17 protein-coding genes are annotated in these 16,246 nt (G+C 73.7%); 11 read left to right on the top strand and 6 right to left on the bottom strand.

What is annotated here, in order from left to right:
- Positions 1-20: 20 nt before the first annotated feature.
- Entirely contained in the window at positions 21-869 is an 849-nt protein-coding gene (locus tag HDA43_RS14390) for a putative RNA methyltransferase (RefSeq protein ID WP_179820850.1), read from the bottom strand.
- A gap of 291 nt (positions 870-1,160) precedes the next feature.
- On the opposite strand from HDA43_RS14390, the gene HDA43_RS14385 reads away from it, so the two are divergent.
- From HDA43_RS14385 to HDA43_RS14370, 4 genes are all read left to right on the top strand, one after another.
- Positions 1,161-1,724, top strand: a complete 564-nt coding sequence (locus tag HDA43_RS14385; RefSeq protein WP_179820848.1) for a hypothetical protein — start codon at positions 1,161-1,163, stop codon at positions 1,722-1,724.
- A gap of 226 nt (positions 1,725-1,950) precedes the next feature.
- The gene (locus tag HDA43_RS14380; RefSeq protein WP_179820845.1) at positions 1,951-2,223 is read left to right on the top strand and encodes a type II toxin-antitoxin system TacA family antitoxin; all 273 of its coding nucleotides are present in this window, start codon (positions 1,951-1,953) and stop codon (positions 2,221-2,223) included.
- Complete coding sequence (locus tag HDA43_RS14375) at positions 2,220-2,777, top strand: GNAT family N-acetyltransferase (RefSeq protein WP_312873250.1); 558 nt, start codon at positions 2,220-2,222, stop codon at positions 2,775-2,777. Before HDA43_RS14380 ends, HDA43_RS14375 begins: the two co-directional genes overlap by 4 nt.
- A 163-nt stretch (positions 2,778-2,940) precedes the next feature.
- The gene (locus tag HDA43_RS14370) at positions 2,941-3,684 is read left to right on the top strand and encodes an MBL fold metallo-hydrolase (protein WP_246423985.1); all 744 of its coding nucleotides are present in this window, start codon (positions 2,941-2,943) and stop codon (positions 3,682-3,684) included.
- Between the two features lie 59 nt (positions 3,685-3,743).
- Here the strand turns inward: HDA43_RS14370 and relB are convergent, their stop codons facing one another.
- Complete coding sequence (gene relB, locus HDA43_RS14365) at positions 3,744-4,361, bottom strand: type II toxin-antitoxin system RelB family anti-toxin (RefSeq protein WP_179820843.1); 618 nt, start codon at positions 4,359-4,361, stop codon at positions 3,744-3,746.
- A 72-nt stretch (positions 4,362-4,433) separates the two neighbouring features.
- On the opposite strand from relB, the gene HDA43_RS14360 reads away from it, so the two are divergent.
- Positions 4,434-5,807: a benzoate/H(+) symporter BenE family transporter gene (locus tag HDA43_RS14360; protein WP_246423984.1), complete on the top strand. Its 1,374-nt coding sequence runs from the start codon at positions 4,434-4,436 to the stop codon at positions 5,805-5,807.
- Between the two features lie 118 nt (positions 5,808-5,925).
- Here HDA43_RS14360 and HDA43_RS14355 read toward each other — a convergent pair whose 3' ends face one another.
- A complete protein-coding gene (locus tag HDA43_RS14355; RefSeq protein WP_179820840.1) occupies positions 5,926-6,495 on the bottom strand; it encodes a hypothetical protein in 570 nt (189 codons plus the stop codon).
- A gap of 307 nt (positions 6,496-6,802) precedes the next feature.
- On the opposite strand from HDA43_RS14355, the gene HDA43_RS14350 reads away from it, so the two are divergent.
- The 3 genes from HDA43_RS14350 to HDA43_RS14340 all read left to right on the top strand — a co-directional run bounded on the left by HDA43_RS14350 (position 6,803) and on the right by HDA43_RS14340 (position 10,327).
- Positions 6,803-7,771: a magnesium transporter CorA family protein gene (locus HDA43_RS14350; protein ID WP_179820837.1), complete on the top strand. Its 969-nt coding sequence runs from the start codon at positions 6,803-6,805 to the stop codon at positions 7,769-7,771.
- Positions 7,772-8,040: 269 nt separating this feature from the next.
- Entirely contained in the window at positions 8,041-8,790 is a 750-nt protein-coding gene (locus HDA43_RS14345) for an HNH endonuclease family protein (RefSeq protein ID WP_312873249.1), read from the top strand.
- 259 nt (positions 8,791-9,049) lie between these two features.
- Positions 9,050-10,327, top strand: coding sequence for an aspartate aminotransferase type Ic (locus HDA43_RS14340; protein WP_179820834.1), 1,278 nt, complete (start codon positions 9,050-9,052; stop codon positions 10,325-10,327).
- Between the two features lie 172 nt (positions 10,328-10,499).
- Here HDA43_RS14340 and pdxR read toward each other — a convergent pair whose 3' ends face one another.
- Positions 10,500-12,032 carry a MocR-like pyridoxine biosynthesis transcription factor PdxR gene (pdxR, locus tag HDA43_RS35935; RefSeq protein ID WP_179820831.1) on the bottom strand — a complete coding sequence of 511 codons (1,533 nt, stop codon included), beginning with the start codon at positions 12,030-12,032 and terminating at the stop codon, positions 10,500-10,502.
- Positions 12,033-12,178: 146 nt separating this feature from the next.
- Here pdxR and HDA43_RS14330 point away from each other — a divergent pair, with 146 nt between their 5' ends.
- Positions 12,179-12,796: a mycothiol-dependent nitroreductase Rv2466c family protein gene (locus HDA43_RS14330; RefSeq protein WP_179820828.1), complete on the top strand. Its 618-nt coding sequence runs from the start codon at positions 12,179-12,181 to the stop codon at positions 12,794-12,796.
- 13 nt (positions 12,797-12,809) lie between these two features.
- Positions 12,810-14,069, top strand: a complete 1,260-nt coding sequence (locus HDA43_RS14325) for an MFS transporter (protein WP_179820825.1) — start codon at positions 12,810-12,812, stop codon at positions 14,067-14,069.
- On the opposite strand, the gene HDA43_RS14320 is transcribed toward HDA43_RS14325, so the two are convergent.
- Entirely contained in the window at positions 14,044-14,454 is a 411-nt protein-coding gene (locus HDA43_RS14320; protein WP_179820822.1) for a PTH2-like family protein, read from the bottom strand. The genes HDA43_RS14325 and HDA43_RS14320 overlap by 26 nt on opposite strands.
- A gap of 65 nt (positions 14,455-14,519) precedes the next feature.
- On the opposite strand from HDA43_RS14320, the gene HDA43_RS14315 reads away from it, so the two are divergent.
- A complete protein-coding gene (locus HDA43_RS14315) occupies positions 14,520-15,350 on the top strand; it encodes an AraC family transcriptional regulator (protein WP_246423983.1) in 831 nt (276 codons plus the stop codon).
- 37 nt (positions 15,351-15,387) lie between these two features.
- Here the strand turns inward: HDA43_RS14315 and HDA43_RS14310 are convergent, their stop codons facing one another.
- Entirely contained in the window at positions 15,388-16,227 is an 840-nt protein-coding gene (locus tag HDA43_RS14310) for a class I SAM-dependent methyltransferase (RefSeq protein WP_312873248.1), read from the bottom strand.
- Between the last annotated feature and the right edge of the window lie 19 nt (positions 16,228-16,246).

Below are 16,246 nucleotides of genomic sequence, written 5' to 3'. Positions count from 1 at the left end.
CTGTCAAGCCGCACCCTTGCTCATGGGTTCCGCCGGAAGATAGACATGCGAAAAGAAGCCGTCACGTAGTTCGTTTCCGGCAGTTTCGCAATTTCCCGCCGCATATTCTCCGGATCGGTGTGCCAGGCGCTCGGCCCCATGCCCACCACGGCCTCCACCGCCGCGCGGTCCAGCGCCATCTCGAACTCGTGGACGCTCCGCTCCGACTCGGCGAACCGGCCGTCCAGGCTCGCGGCCACCCGCCGCTCCTTGTCCTCGTCCACCGACAGCAGGCCCAGCCGTTCCACCAGCGGCCGCAGGTGCCGCGGCGTGGGGGTGACCACGACCAGCGACCCTCCGGGCCCGAGCACCCGGGCGAACTCCGGCCCGTTGCGGGGGGCGAACACGTTGAGGATCACGTCGGCCGCGCCGTCGCGGACGGGCAGCGGCCGCCACACGTCGGCCACCACCGCCCCCAGCCGGGAATGCGCCCGCGCCGCCCGCCTGATCGCGTTCTTGGAGACGTCCAGCGCGATGCCGGCCGCCCCGGGCAGCCGGTCCAGCGCCCCGGCGAGGTAGTGGCCCGTCCCCGCGCCCGCGTCCATCACCACCCGCACGTCCGCCGCTCCCGTACCGGTACGGCAGGCCGCGGCGACGGCCTCCACCAGCGGCGCGAAGTGCCCCGCTCCGAGGAAGGAGTCCCTGGCCGCCACCATGGCGGCGCTGTCGGCCGTGCCGGGCGCCTGGGAACCGGTCAGCAGGCTGACGTACCCCTGCCGGGCGATGTCGAAGGCGTGCCCCCGGGGGCAGCGGAGCACCCGGTCACCGAGGCCGAGCCCGTCCCCGCAGACCGGGCAGATGAGGTGTTCGACGATGTCTGCGAGGCTCACCGGAAACCAATCGACGAAGACGGCCTTACCGGCGCAGCGTAGCCGCAGGGCGCCTCCGCCAGGAAAACGCCCGCTCCCCGCGCGGCCCCGACCCCTGAGCGGGACCGTACGGCGGGCACGCGTCCTCGCGCCGGCCTCCCCCGGCCGACATGGAGCCGACGGCCCCCGGCCGTCACCGTCCCGCGGGAGGCACGGGCGATGAGGATGAGCCGTCGGGGCCACGACGAAGGGACGAAGCCGTTCAGCGGAGCACAAGGGCTCTGCAAGTCGGGCGGACTATCTGTAGGGGACATGAGGAAGATCACCGTCATCGGCGGGGCGCTGGCGTTCGTGCTCGCGGCCGGCCTGCCCGCCGCCGCGTCCACCGGCTCCACCGGCTCCACCGGTTCGTCTGGGGCCACGGCTCCCGCCCCCTCCGCGGCGTCCGCGAACGCCGTACGGACCACCGCCTCCGCGGCGTCCGTGAGCGCCGTGCGGGCCGTCGCGCCCGCGGGCACGAAGTACCACTGGGGGCCGGTCCGGTCGGCCGCGGGGCACTCCGGCCACGCCGCGGCGGACGTGTGGGTGAGCGACTTCTCCGCCGAGACGTTCGTCGTGTCGGGTGCGCTCCGCGACCGCGACGCCCACCGTGGCCACTGCGCCTACGTCCGCGCCAGGTTCCACTACGCGGGCGGCGGCACCGGATGGGCGCGGCCGAGCACCACCTGCCGGGCGAGCGCCCCCTTCCGGCTGTCGTCGGACGGCGAGATCACCCGGGTGGACGTGCGGGTCTGCCTCCTCGACGCCGGGCGCGTGCCCTTCCGCTGCCACGTGGACCCCATCAAGGCCGAGACCATCGCCGGCTGGCCCCGGTAGTCCTCGGCCGCGCCGCTCTCAGGCCAGGGCCGCCCGGATGGCCTGAGCGGTCCGGGGCGGGTCGTCCACCCAGGGGAAGTGGCCGCGGCCGGGCAGCCATTCGAGGCGGGCCTTCGGGAACCAGCCCGTCCGGCTTCTTCAACTATCTGTGATGGATCGCATGCGGATTGTTGATGCGCCGAGTAGCGTCCGCCGTATGTATGCACAACGTACGTACACTGTTGTCATGGCGAAGGACGAGCGCATCAACCTCCGGGTCGACGCGGAGCGGAAGCAGCTGTTCGAGGCGGCGAGCGCGGCCGAGGGCAGGTCCGTCTCAGCGTTCATCCTGGATGCCGCGACCGTCGCAGCGGAGCACGCTCTGGCCGACCGAACCGTCTTCAGGCTGAGCGAGGAGCAGTGGGCGGCCTTCGACGCGTTGTCGGATCGGCCGGCGCGGGATCTCCCGAAACTTCGTGAACTCCTCGACACTCCCACGATCCTCGACGAGCTGCTGTGAAGCTTGCTCCCCTGCAGCTCCTGCGGAGGAGCCACCGGATGGAGGAGTTCGACTGCGGCTCTCCGGCACAGAGTGACTGGCTCCGGCGGTACGGTCGAATGGCGCACACCGCCGGCACCTCCCGTGTCTACGTCGTGGAAGACCTCGATGCCGAACGGGTCGTGGGCTACTACGCTCTGGCCGCCGGAAGCATGACGGCGCCATCCGCCCCGGAACGGCTGCTCAAAGGCGTGGGCCGGCACGACCAGCCCGTCATACTCCTGACGCGTCTGGGGGTCGACCGCGCCGCCCAGGGAGTCGGGCTGGGACGCGCACTGGTGGCCGACGCGCTGCGCAGGGTGGGGAACGTGGCCGACCAGATAGGCGTCAGGGCGTTGCTGATCCACTGTGAGAACGAGGCGGTCCGCGGGTTCTACACGCGTATCGCCGAGTTCGAAAGCAGCCCGACCGACCCGCTCCACCTCGTACTTCTCACCAAGGACCTGCGGCGTTCGCTGGGCTCCGGAGACCGGTGGCCGGATGGTGACCATCGGAGCCGGTCCGGCGGGCGGTGAGAGCCGCCGCACCGAAGCCCCCGGGATCGGCCTCCGGCCGGTCGTGTTCCCGGCGAAGCGGCCCGGAGGCCGGCGGGTCCCGGAATTCGCGCCGGGGGTGGTGAGCGGGGACGGATGTCCGGTATCTCTGGGAATCCGCTGGAACATGGGAGCAGGAGGCCGGATGCGGCACGAGCCGAGGATCGTCGCGGGAGTCGAGGTGTTCCCGCTGTGCGACGCCGTGGGACCGATGGGCGGTGACGTCCGGCGTCCGCTGCCGGAGCTGTTCCCCGGGGGCGTCCACGAGGACGCCGAGTGGATCCTGCACTTCCACTGCTACCTGCTGCGCGACGCGGCCGGCCGTACCGTGCTGGTGGACACCGGGGTCGGTCCCGAGGACTCCCCCGCGGCGAGCTGGGCGCCGGCGCCCGGAGCGCTCGGCGCGGAGCTGACGCGGGTGGGGGTGACCCCCGAGGAGGTGGACGCGGTGGTGATCACGCACCTGCACAGCGACCACGCGAGCGGAGCGGTGGTCGGCGGTGTGCCCGCCTTCCCCAACGCCCGTCACCTCCTGCAGCGGGCGGAGGTCGACACCGCCTCCGAGGCGGTCCTCGACCACGTGGTCCGGCCGCTGGGCGAGCGGGTGCGGGTGGTGGACGGCCCCGCCGAGGTGCTGCCCGGCATCCGGGTGCTCCACGCGCCCGGGCACACCCCGGGTCACCAGGTCGTCCAGGTGGGGGAGCTGACGCTGACCGGCGACGTGGTGCTGCACCCGGTGCAGCTCGCCGACCCGAAGGTGCCCTACCTCTACGACGCCGACCCCGAGCAGGCCGCGGCGACCCGGGTCGAACTGCTGGAGCGGGTCAGGGCGGAGAACGGGCTGATCGCCACCGCCCACTTCGCCGAGCCCTTCACCCCCGTCCGCTGACGGGCGCCGGGAACCTCCGGAGTCCTCTCCGGGTGCCTTCCGGGCCCGTCCGCCGGCGGTCACCGCCCGGGGGCCGGCGGGCGGCGCGGGTAGCGGATGAGCAGGCTCGCGCGGACGTCCTCGTCGCCGGCCGCCGCGTAGGTGTGCGGGACGTCGGACGTCCAGCTCACATGCTCACCCGGCCCGGCGACCAGGGGCGCGTCCGCCGGGCCCGCGCGGAGGGTGCCGCAGAAGACGGTGATGTGCTCGGTGACGCCCGCGTGGTGGGCGGGGGAGGTCTGGACGGTCCCCGCCCGGACCGTCAGCCGGTAGAGCTCGTAGGTGACCGCCTCGTCCTGGAAGACCTCCAGCAGCTCGGCCTGTACGGCGGCGCCGTGGATGACCGCGCCCGCGGCGCCGGAGGGCGCCGTCTCCCCGGGGCCCCGCCCGGCCGCGTCCGCGCCCAGGGCCAGCGCCAGCGGCACGCCCAGCTCGGCGGTGACGGCCCAGAGCGTCTCCAGGGTCGGATTGCGGGTGCCGTTCTCCAAGCCGGAGAGCGTCGCCTTGCCCACGCCGGCGCGCCGGGCCAGCTCGGACAGGGAGACGCCGCGCTCCTCGCGCAGCCTGCGGATCCGTGATCCGACCTCCTGGACGCCCGCGTCGAGCGCAGGGCGGGGGACTGGTGTGCCGGGCTTCATGGGGATATCGTGCAACACGCCGTCGTTCCGTTTACGGAACGATCGGCCCGCACACCGGGAGAGGACCACCAGATGACACGCCTTCTGCAACCGGTGACGGCCGGGGTCGTCACCGGGATCGTCGGCTTCGCCAGCTCCTTCACCGTCGTCCTGGCCGGCCTGCGGGCGGTGGGCGCCGACGAGCGGCAGGCGGCGTCGGGGCTGCTCGCGCTCTGCCTGGCCAACGGCGTGGTGGCGATCTGGCTGGGTCTGCGGCGGCGGATGCCGATCACCATCGCCTGGTCCACCCCGGGCGCGGCGCTGCTGGCCGCGACCGGTGCGGTGCAGGGCGGCTTCCCCGCCGCGGTCGGCGCGTTCGCGGTGTGCGGACTGCTGGTCGTCGCCGCCGGGCTCTTCCCCGTGCTGGGGCGCTGGATCGCCGCCATCCCCGCCCCGATCGCCGGCGCCATGCTCGCCGGGGTGCTGCTCGGTCTGTGCGTCGCGCCGGTCCGCGCGCTCGCGGAGATCCCGGCGATGGCCGTCCCGGTCGTGCTGACCTGGGCGCTGCTGAGCAGGTTCGCCCGCATGTGGGCGGTCCCGGGGGCGCTGCTGGTCGCGGTCGCGGCGATCGCGCTCACCGGCCCCGGCCTCGGCGCGGTGGACGTGCGCCCGGTGGTCGTGCCGACCGTGCCGTCCTTCGGCGTGCAGGCCATGGTGAGCATCGCGCTTCCGCTGTTCCTGGTCACCATGGCCTCGCAGAACGTGCCCGGCATGGCCGTACTCGCCGGGTACGGTTACCGCCCGCGGCTGGGCGGCATCCTCGTCGGCACCGGCCTGGCGACCGTGGCCGGGGCGCCCCTGGGCGGTCACGCGGTGAACCTGGCGGCCATCACCGCCGCGCTCGCCGCCGGTCCCGACGCCGACCCCGACCCGGGACGCCGGTGGATCGCCTCGGTCACCGCCGGGGGATCGATGATCGTCCTCGGCCTCGGCTCCGGCCTGGCGACCGCGCTGGTGCTGCTCTCGCCCCCCGTGCTGATCGAGGCCGTCGCGGGCCTGGCCCTGCTCGGCGCGCTGGCCTCGGCGGTCACCGCGGCCGTGGCGGACCCGGAGCGCCGGGAGGCGGCGGTGGCGACCTTCGTGGTCACCGCCTCGGGGTTCACGCTGTTCGGGGTGGGGGCGGCCTTCTGGGGGCTGGTCGCGGGCGGGGCGATGACGCTCCTGCACGGCCGGAGGAAGGACCGGGCCGGATCGGGGGAGAGCACCGGGGAAACCGGGGATTCCGGGGATTCCGGGGAGAGCGTCGAGGGCGCCGGGGGTCCCGGGAAGAGCGCCGGCGGTGCCGGGGAGGGCTCCGGGGCCGGGGAGTCCGGTGCCCACGGGAGTGCCGGCGACCCCGGAGAGTCTGGGCTCCCCGGGAATAAGGCCGGCGCGTCCCGGGGGGAGACCCGGCTCGCCCAGCGGTGACCGCCGAGCTATCGCCGGGCGAGCGGGTCGCCTGCGTCCCCGCCGGAACGCGTCCTCGCCGGTACGGCCTGCGTGCCGCACCGGCGAGGACGCCGCGGTGAACCAGATCGGGGCATGGTCACCGGGTGTTCTCGTGGCGCCCGTGGCGGCCGGCCACCAGCCGGTCGTCGCTGGACTGCCGGGGCACGTCGATCCGGGGGTGCGGAGCGGTCGGCTCGTTCCGGTCGTCGATGCCGTCGCGGTCCCGGTCGAACACCGGGGCGCGGTCGGCGACGCCGTCGCCGTCGCGGTCGGACACCGGGGTCCGGCGCGCGGGCACGTGGGCGTCGGTCGTGGTCGTGGTCGTGGTGGCGGTCGTGGTGGCGGGGGTCTCTTCCAGCTTGCGCTCCAGCTCCCGCTTCTCGGCCTCCAGGCGGGCGACGCGGTCACGCGTCTCCAGCTTGGTCTCGCGGAAACGGCGGCGCTTCTCGGCGGCGCGACGCATCCCACTGAAGATCATCGAAAGGCCGAGCAGGAACACGGCGCCGGTGATGGCGCCGGCGAAGAAGAACTCCAGCTGGGAGAGCTGGATCGTCTGGTCGAAGACCGTGAACGACGCGGGGGTGGTCGCCGTGGCGGTCTCGTCCCAGGAAACCGCGATCACGGCAGCGCCCGCGAGCACGATCATGAGGAGTCCCAGAACTATCATTTGACCTCACTTCGGGCTGCGTCTGTGGTGCCACCGCCTCTGCCCCGGGGAGGCGGGATTATGCGCGCGGCCGGGACGCCGGGAGTCGCCGGAACGCCGACGCGGCCGGGGTTTCCGGGGCCGACCAGGGCGGGAACGCCGGCGGGAGTCGTCAGGAAGGCAACGACGGCGGACGCGGGAAGGGCCCGGGGCGGTGCCGCCGGGATGCGCGGAGCCGGACGGACACCGCCGGGATGCGAGGAGCCGCCGGGGACGGGTCCACGGGGGTGGTGCCGCTTTACCGGGGCGCGGGCTACCGTTGACGGCCATGAACCGTACCCGCCTGTACCGCGACGGCGTCCTGGAAGCGGAGGGCTTCCCCGTGGACGAGGTCTCCGACCACGTCTGTGACCCGTCCGCCACGGTGTGGTTCGACCTGTGCTCCCCCACCCCCGCCGACCTGGCGAAGATCAGCGAGGAGCTCGGCCTGCACGAGCTGGCCGTCGAGGACGCCCTGCACAGCCACCAGCGTCCCAAGCTGGACATCTACGACAGCCACCTGTTCCTCACGGTCTACGGGGCGAAGTCGGTACGCGGGCGGCTCGACCTCGTCGGGCTGTCGGTCTTCGTCACGAAGAACGCGCTGGTCACCGTGAGGGACAGTCCGGAGTTCGACATCGACGAGGTCGTCAGGCGCTGGGACGCCAACGGCGCGATGGCCAAGTACGGAGTGCAGTACCTGCTGCACGGCCTGCTCGACCACGTGGTGGACGGCTACTTCGAGGTGCTCCAGAAATTGGACGACCGGGTCGAGGACCTGGAGGACGAGCTCTTCGACGAGCAGCCCGGCGACCGCGCGCACATCCAGCGCCAGACCTACGAGATGCGCAAGGAACTGGTGCGGTTCCGGCGGATGGCGGTCCCGACGCGGGAGGTCGTGGGCAGCCTGCTGCGCCGGAACGTGGAGACCCTCGACCCCGTGCTGACCCCCTACTACCAGGACGTCCACGACCACGCGCTGCGCGTCGCGGAGTGGACGGACTCGCTGCGCGAGCTGGTGGGCAACGTGCGCGAGGCCCACATGAACCAGCAGGGGTTCCGGCTCAACGACATCATGAAGAAGATCACGAGCTGGGCGGCCATCGTCGCGGTGCCCACGATGATCACCGGTTACTACGGCCAGAACGTGCCGTATCCCGGCTACGGTCACCCGGCCGGCTTCTGGGCCTCCACCGCGGCCATCATCGTGGCCTCGGCCGCCCTGTACGTGGTCTTCAAGAAGAAGGGCTGGCTCTAGGTTCCGTCCTGCCGGTTCTCCGCCGCGGTGAGGAGCCGCGGAACGGGGTCCCGGCCGCGCCGGGCGGTCGTGACCGGGTCGCGGTCGCCGTGCCTCGCGGCTCGTACTGCTCACCGGACACTCCTGACGCACGGGACATCCGCGGTTGACCAGGCGTTCCGGATGACTCACCGCCGAGCGTGCCAGAAGTGATGAAACAGTTCGTGTGATCCGTACGGACGCGGGTAGCCCGAGAACTTCTGGGCCTGTCACTCGCTCCGGAGGCATAGGTGGGCACACGGGGGGTGGTCGCCGCCGTTCTCGGCGCGGCCGTGATGTTCTCGCTGGCGGGACAGTCCGGCACCCGGGCGGAAAGCGACGCCGGGACGTCGGCGCGGAGCGGCACCCGGGCGAGGGCCGTCCCGCTCGACAACCCCCGGGGCGTGCGGCCGGGACTGGCCCCGGTCCTGTCCACGCGGGACCGGGCGGCGGCGCGCAGGCTGATCAGCGGGCTGCGGGTCGGCAGGGTCGGGCCGGTGAAGGGGTACAGCCGGACGAGGTTCGGCGAGAACTGGAGCGACCGTGCCAGGGGCGTGCCGTACGCGCGCAACGGCTGCCGGACCCGCGACGACGTCCTCGCCCGCGACGGCGACGACATCACGCGCCGGAAGGGGTCGCGCTGCGTCGTCGTGGCGATGCGGCTGCGCGACCCCTACACCGGCAGGACGATCCGGTGGCGCAGGGAGCGGGCCGACGTGGTCCAGGTCGACCACGTGATACCGCTGTCCTACGAGTGGCGGATGGGCGCCTCCCGGTGGCCGCTGTCCAAGCGGATCCGCATCGCCAACGACCCGCTCAACCTCATACCGGTGTACGGCGCCGCCAACCAGGCCAAGGGCGGCTCGGGGCCGGCCACCTGGCTGCCGCCGTCCCACCGGATCCGCTGCGCCTACGTCGTCCGCTTCGCGCAGGTCGCGCTGAAGTACGGCCTCCCGGTCAGGCGGGCCGACAGGACGGCCATGCTGGCCCAGTGCCGCTGAGCACGGAGACGCGCGGGAACGTCGCGGAGACGTCCCCGGACACCCGAGGACGGCGCACGGCGTCCCGGGGAACCGCCGGGCACCCGAGGACGACGCGTGGGAACGTCGCGGAGACGTCCCCGGACACCCGAGGACGGCGCACGGCGTCCCGGGAAGCCGCCGAGCTCCCGGACGGGCGGCGAATGCCGCGATCCGGCCGTGGCGATCTCCTATCCTTTCGTGCGAAGCCCCACCCGCGACCGTCAGGCGGAGGAACCACGTGACGATTCCCGCTTCGGACCCCGGCGAGCTCGCCGCCCGGCGTGACAGCGCCCTGCGCGACTACGAGGCGCTCAGGGCGCGCTCGCTCTCCCTCGACCTCACGAGGGGCAAGCCGTCGGCGCGCCAGCTCGACCTCGCCGACCGGATGCTCACCCTGCCCGGCGGCCACACCGCCGCCGACGGGACCGACTGCCGCAACTACGGCGGGCTCCAGGGGCTCCCCGAGCTCCGGGAGATCTTCAGCGGACCGCTACAGGTCCCGGCCGGGCAGCTCATCGCGGCCGGAAACTCCAGCCTCGCGCTGATGCACGACTCCATCGTGCACGCGCTGCTCGACCGGGTCCCGGGCGCCGACCGCCGCTGGGTGGACGAGCCGCGGATCGCCTTCCTGTGCCCGGTCCCCGGGTACGACCGCCACTTCGCCCTGTGCGAGCGCTTCGGCATCGAGATGATCTCCGTTCCGATGACCGCCGACGGTCCCGACATGGACGTCGTGGAGCGCCTGGTGCGTGAGGACGCCCAGATCAAGGGGATCTGGTGCATACCGAAGTACAGCAACCCCAGCGGGATCTCCTACTCCGACGAGACGGTGCGGCGCCTGGCGGCGATGCCCGCGGCGGCGCCCGACTTCCGGATCTTCTGGGACAACGCCTACGCCGTCCACCACCTCACGGACACGCCGGTGGAGATCGCCGACGTCCTGGCGCTCTGCGCCGAGCACGGCCATCCCGATCGCGCCTTCGTGTTCGGATCCACCTCGAAGGTCACCTTCAGCGGCGGCGGCGTCGCCTTCTTCGGCTCGTCCGAGGCGAACGTCGCCTGGACGCTGAAGAACACCGCCAAGCGCACCATCGGCCCCGACAAGCTCAACCACCTTCGACACGTGGAGTTCTTCGGCGACACCGACGGCGTCCTCGCGCACATGCGCCGCCACGCCGAGCTGCTCCGGCCGAGGTTCGACCTGGTGGAGACGGTTCTCACCAAGGAGCTCGGCGGCACCGGCCTGGCCTCGTGGACCACCCCGGCGGGCGGCTACTTCGTCACGCTCGACGTCCTCCCTGGCTGCGCGCGCGAGGTCGTGCGCCGGGCGGGCGAGGCGGGCATCGCGCTGACCCCCGCGGGCGCCACCCACCCGTACGGGGACGACCCCCGCGACAGCACGATCCGGATCGCGCCGACCTATCCGGACCTGGCGGAGCTGGAGCTGGCGATCACCGGGCTGACCGTCTGCGTACGGCTGGTCGCGACCGAGAAGCTGCTGGAGCAGGCCGGGTAGGGAATCCGGGTTCGGGAGGTCTCCCGGTGGCGTGGCGGCCCACCGCCCACCCGGGAGCCCTCCCGAGGACCGCTCACCCGGGGACCGCTCCTCCCGAGGACCGCTCACCCGGGGACCGCTCCTCCCGAGGACCGCTCACCCGGGGACCCGGAACTCCGGGAGCCGCCCGCCGTCAGTCCCGGACGGCGGCCCGGACGATCTCCGCGAGCCGCCGCATCCCGGGCGCGATCCGTTCCGGCGTGATCGCGCCGTAGCCGATCACCAGCCCCGCCTGGGCGGGCGTCTCACCGCAGTACCCGGCCAGTGACTCCACCGCGATCCCGGCCACCCTGGCGCGGGAGACCACCTCGCCGGCGTCCAGCCGTACGCCGGTGGAGACCCGGGCGCACAGGTGCAGGCCCGCCACGGAGGGCACCGGGTCGAGCAGCCCGGCGAAGTCCCGCCGGAGCGCGGCGACGATCCGCTCCCGGCGGGCCGCGTACTCGCGCGTCGCCCGGCGGATGTGCCGTCCCATCAGCCCCTCGTCGAGAAACCTCGTCAGGGCCGCCTGCGCGGACGGTTCGCCGTGCCAGTCGGTGAGCCGCCGGGCGGCGCGCAGCGCGGGCCGCAGCGAGGCCGGGGCCACCAGGAAGCCGAGGCGCAGCGTGGGCAGCAGCGTCTTGGAGAAGGACCCGACGTAGACGACGTGGCCGCCCCGGTCGAGGCTCTGCAGCGGCTCCAGCGGACGGTCCTCGAACCGGAACTCGCTGTCGTAGTCGTCCTCGACGACCACCGCGCCTCGCCGCGCGGCCCACTCCAGCAGCGCGGCGCGGCGGGCGAGGGACATCGGCGTGCCGAGCGGGAACTGGTGGGAGGGCGTCACGTAGACCAGGCGGGCGGCGTCGGGGAGGGCGGAGACGACCAGCCCCTCGGCGTCGACGGGCACCCCGGTGACGCGGGCGCCCAGCGACCGCAGCAGCGCCCGCGCCGGGGGGTAGCCCGGCTCCTCGACCGCGACCAGGTCACCGGGCTCGATCAGCACCCGCCCGACGAGGTCCAGAGCCTGCTGGGCGCCGGCGGTGACCAGCACGTCGGTGGCGCCGGCCCGCACCGAACGGGACACGCCCGCGTACCGGGCGATCGCCTCGCGCAGCCCGGGGTACCCGGCCGGGTCGGCGTACCCGGCGGGCCGGACCAGGGCGGCGCGGAGCTCGCGGGCGAGGAGGCGGCGCCAGGTCTCCAGAGGGAACAGCCCCGTGTCGGGGACGCCCACCCGGAAGTCGTAGGGCGGCGGGGCCGCCGTCCCGGCCCCCGGTTCCCGCGGGACGGCCACCCCGGTCCCCGGTTCCGGCGGGGCCACCGTCCCGGCTCCCGGCTCCGGAAAGGCGGCCGTCCCGGTCCCCGGTTCCGGCGCGGCGGACCGCCAGAAGGCGCGGGGGCGCACGCCGCCGCCCGTGGGCGCGCTCCTCGAGAGCGTCCGGCCGGGCGGCTCGTCGCACACGAAGGTGCCCGCTCCGACCCTGCCGACGAGGAAGCCCTCCGCCGTCAGCCGGTCGTAGGCGATCGACACCGTGTTGCGGGAGACCTCCAGCCGCCGGGCCAGTTCGCGCGTGGGCGGCAACCGCTCGCCCGGCCGGAGCCTGCCGTCCAGGACGGCCTCGCGGAGCTGCCGGTAGATGCGAGCGGCCAGGTCGCCGTGCCCGGTCAGGGTCACGTGGACGTCCATCCGCGTCCTTTCTCGTCTCTCGTCGGATTGGCCTGATCGATTCGCCGGATATTGGATCTTACAGCGAGCCAATCGGCTCCATAACGTAAGTGTCGAACGTGATCGGCAAGCGAGACCGACCCGCACCCGACGAGGAGGAAGACGAGATGACGACGGTCGACATGTGGTTCGACCCCAAGTGCCCCTGGGCCTGGATCGCCTCCCGGTGGCTGCTGGAGGTCGAGCGGGTCCGCGAGGTGGAGGTCCGCTTCCGCGTGATGAGCCTGGCGGTGCTGAACGAGGGCCGCGAGGGGCTGGAGGAGTGGTACGTCGAGTGGCTCGCCCAGGCGTGGGGCCCGGCGCGGGTGGCGCTCGCGGTCGAGCGGAAGTACGGCGCCGCCGCCACGCGCGACCTCTACACCGCGCTCGGCACCCGCATCCACCACGACAGGACGCCGCCGGGCCGCGACCTCTACCTCGCCGCGCTGACCGAGGCCGGCCTGCCCGCCGAGTTCGCCGACGCCGCCGAGACGGCCGAACTGGACGGGGAGCTGGAAGCCGCCAACCGCGCCGCCCTCGGCCCGGTCGGCGAGGACCTCGGCACCCCCGCGATCCACGTGCACGGTCCGGACGGCACGGTCAACGCCTTCTTCGGGCCGGTGGTGAGCCCGATCCCGCGTGGCGAGGACGCCGGGCGGCTCTGGGACGGCGTGCTGCTCGTCACCGGCGTCGACGGGTTCTTCGAGCTGAAGCGGAGCCGTACCCGCCCGCCGATCACCCGTTGAGCAGGAGGCGAACATGTCCGGCCGGATCATCCCGCCCCCCGGGGCGCCGCGCGTCCTGGCGCTGGCGCAGCTCGCCAACTCCTTCGGTGACGGCGCGTACTACGTGTGCTCGGCGCTGTACTTCACCCGTGTCGCGGGGCTGTCCCCCGAGCAGGTCGGGTTCGGCCTGACCCTTGGCTGGGCCGCCGGGTTCGCCGCGGGGGTCCCGCTCGGACACCTGGCCGACCGGCGGGGGCCCCGGGGGGTCGCCGTGCTGCTGGCCGTGGCGACCGGCGCGGCGGTCGCCGGATTCCTCCTCGCCGGGTCGTTCGGCGCGTTCGTCGTGGCGGCCTGCCTGTACGGGTGCTGCCAGTGCGGCCTCGCGGCGGCCCGCCAGGCGCTGCTCGCCGCGCTGGTCGGACCCGAGGAGCGGACGCGGGTCCGCGCGTATCTCCAGGCCACGGTGAACGCCGGGCTGGCGGTCGGCGCGGCGCTCGGCGGGCTGGCCCTGTACGCCGGGACGCGCGAGGCGTACCTGGCGGTGTTCGCGATGGACGCGGCGAGCTTCCTGGTGGCGGCGCTGGTGCTGCTCCGCCTCCCCCCGGTGCCGCCCGCGCCGCCCGCCCCACCCGGCGAGCCCGCGCTGGCCGTACTGCGCGACCGGCCGTACGCCCTGGTCACCCTGCTGAACACGGTCATGCTGCTGTACATGCCGATGCTCAGCCTGGTCGTCCCGCTGTGGATCGCCCAGCACACCCGGGCGCCGGGCTGGACGGTCTCGGCGCTGCTGGTGCTGAACACGGTGGGCGTGGTGCTGTTCCAGGTGCGGATGGCCCGCGGGGTGACCGATCTCGCCTCCGCGGCCCGGTCGGTACGGCGGGCCGGCGCGACGATGCTCGCCTCGTGCGCGGTGTTCGCGTTGTCGGCGGCCGTCCCCTCGGCCTGGGCTGCCGGGGCGATCCTGGTGGTGGCCGCCTGCCTGCAGGTGGTCGGCGAGATGATGCAGGCGCCGGGGGCCTGGGAGATCGGGTTCGGTCTGGCCCCGGCGGACCGGCAGGGTCAGTACCAGGGCTTCTTCGGCGCCGGTACGGCGGTCGCCAGGATGCTCGGTCCCCTGCTGCTCACCACGATGGTCGTGGGCTGGGGCGCCCCGGGCTGGCTCGCGCTGGGCGGGCTGTTCCTGCTGGCGGGCCTGGCGACGGGCCCGGCCGTGCGGTGGGCCGAGCGGACGGGGCCGACCGGCCGGACCGGGCCCGCCGCGGTGCGGCTCACGGGTGCAGCCGAAGCCCCTTGAGGGTCTTGTCGACGGCGTTCCGTGGCCCGTGGACCGCGATGCCGACCAGGCGCAGCTCCTCGGCCGGCACGTCGAGCACCGCCGCCCGGTTGTCGTCGTCGTTGTCGGTCTTGAACAGCTCCTCGGTGTAGAGGGCCACGTCGAGGCCGCGGGTCAGCGCCCGGGAGTGGGCGGCGGCCAGGCCCGGGGCGTCGGCCGCGTAGACGAGGACGGGCTGGCGGAACATGGCGAGGTAGGTGTTGCCCGACCCGTCGGCGTACGGCTCGCCCGTCACCCGCGGCCCTCCGGCGGCCACCCCGCTCGCCAGGAAGGCGGTGACGTTGAGCTTCTGCCAGACGGCGAGGTCCTCACGGACCACGATGCCGAGCTTCGTATCGAGACGCATGGGCACAGCCTGGCCGCATGGTCCCCGGCGGGTCTTGGACGCTCGTGCGGCGGGACAATGGACGCATGCCGCGTGACTGGTCCCGGTACTGGAGGTCACCCCGCCCGGGGCTGGAGGCGATGCACGCCCACTTCGAGCGGCACACCTACCACCGGCACAGTCACGAGACCTACTCTTTCGGGGTCACCGACGCGGGGGTGCAGGCGTTCACCTGCCGGGGCGGGGGACACCGGAGCACGGCGGGGATGGTGCTGGCGTTCAACCCCGACGAGCCGCACGACGGCCGGGCGGGCGACGAGTTGGGCTTCACCTACCGGATCGTCCACCTCGCCCCCGAACTCGTCGCCGGCGCGCTGTCCGACGCCGCGGGCCGCCCGGTGGGCCTGCCCCTGTTCCCCGACCCGGTCGTCCACGACCCGGTCCTCGCGGCGGCGCTGCGCAGGCTGCACGCGGCGCTGCTCGGCGGCGCCCCCGCGCTGCTCCGTGACGAGCTGCTCGACGCCGCCGTCCGCGCCATGGCCGGCCGCGCCGCAGCCTCCGGCTCCGGGCGGAGCCGTCGGGAGCCGGCCTCCCGCGGGGCGGCCGTCCTCGCCGCGCGGGCGGCCGAGGCGCTGCGGGCGGACCACCGGACCGACATGACCGCCGACGAGCTGGCCGCGACGGCCGGCTCCAGCCGCTTCGCCGTCTACCGCGCCTTCCAGGCGGTGTACGGCATGGCACCGAGCGACTACCGGCGGCAGCTCCGTCTGCGGGCGGCCCGCGAGCTGCTGGCGGGCGGCGCGCCGATCGCCGACGTCGCGGCGGAGACCGGGTTCACCGACCAGGGGCATCTGACCCGGTGGTTCGTCCGCTGCTACGGAGTCACTCCGGGCGCCTATCGCCGGGCCGTGGCCTGAGCGCCGCCCGGCGAGCCCGGTTTCCGGGCCGGGTCCGTCAGCGCTGGACCTCGGCGGCGGGAGCCTGGGGAGGAACCGTCGCGACGCCCGGACGGGGGGTGTCGGCGGCGACGCGGTCCGGGAGCGTGACGCGGATCTTGGACTGCTTGTGGGGGAGCCTCTCCCAGTCGTCCATGAACGTCGCCCGCAGGCCGTGCTTCTCGGCGAGGGCGACCAGGGTCCCGGTGCGGTAGTAGAAGTCCTCACCGAGGACCTGGTGCTCCTGCCCCTCGGTGCGGTCGAAGGTGAAGTCGAACCAGCCGCCCGGCTTCATGATCCGTCCGATGTGCTCGAAACACTCCTCGATCACCTCCGGCGGGGAGTGGGAGAACACGCTGTGCGCGTGCACCACGTCGAACATCGCGTCGGGCAGGAACTCGAAGCGCAGATCCTTGATCACTGTGAGGTGGGGGAGCTTCTCGCGCAGGCCGTAGTCGGCGACGACGTCCTGGGCGGCGAACAGGATGTCGGGGGAGATGTCCACGCCGTAGTAGTCGCCGGTGTCGAGGTGGCCGATGAACAGGCGTCCCGCGCGCAGGTTGCCGCAGCCGATCTCCAGCATGCGGTGACCGGGCGCGAGGCCGTGCCGTACGAGGTAGTCGAACTGCATCTGCCCGATGGCCAGCCAGCGCCGGTGCGACCTGCTGCCGGTGGCCGCGTGGGCGCCGCGGGCGGCCTCGGACCTCATGATGGCGCGGTAGTAGCCGACATGGTCGGAGGTGCTCAGCCGGAGCCAGGCGTTCCTGGTCACGCGCCTGAGGTGCCGGGGGATCCGCCCGGGGCGGCGGAGGGCGTATCCGACCTGGTGGGCGAGGCTCGCCCGGTTGTGGTTCTTCACGTCTCTCCCCACGTCGAGA

Source organism: Streptosporangium sandarakinum (assembly GCF_013409935.1).
Lineage (GTDB): Bacteria > Actinomycetota > Actinomycetes > Streptosporangiales > Streptosporangiaceae > Streptosporangium > Streptosporangium nondiastaticum.
The sequence above is the reverse complement of the archived record's forward strand: the minus strand, read 5'-3'. Positions and strand labels throughout refer to the sequence as shown.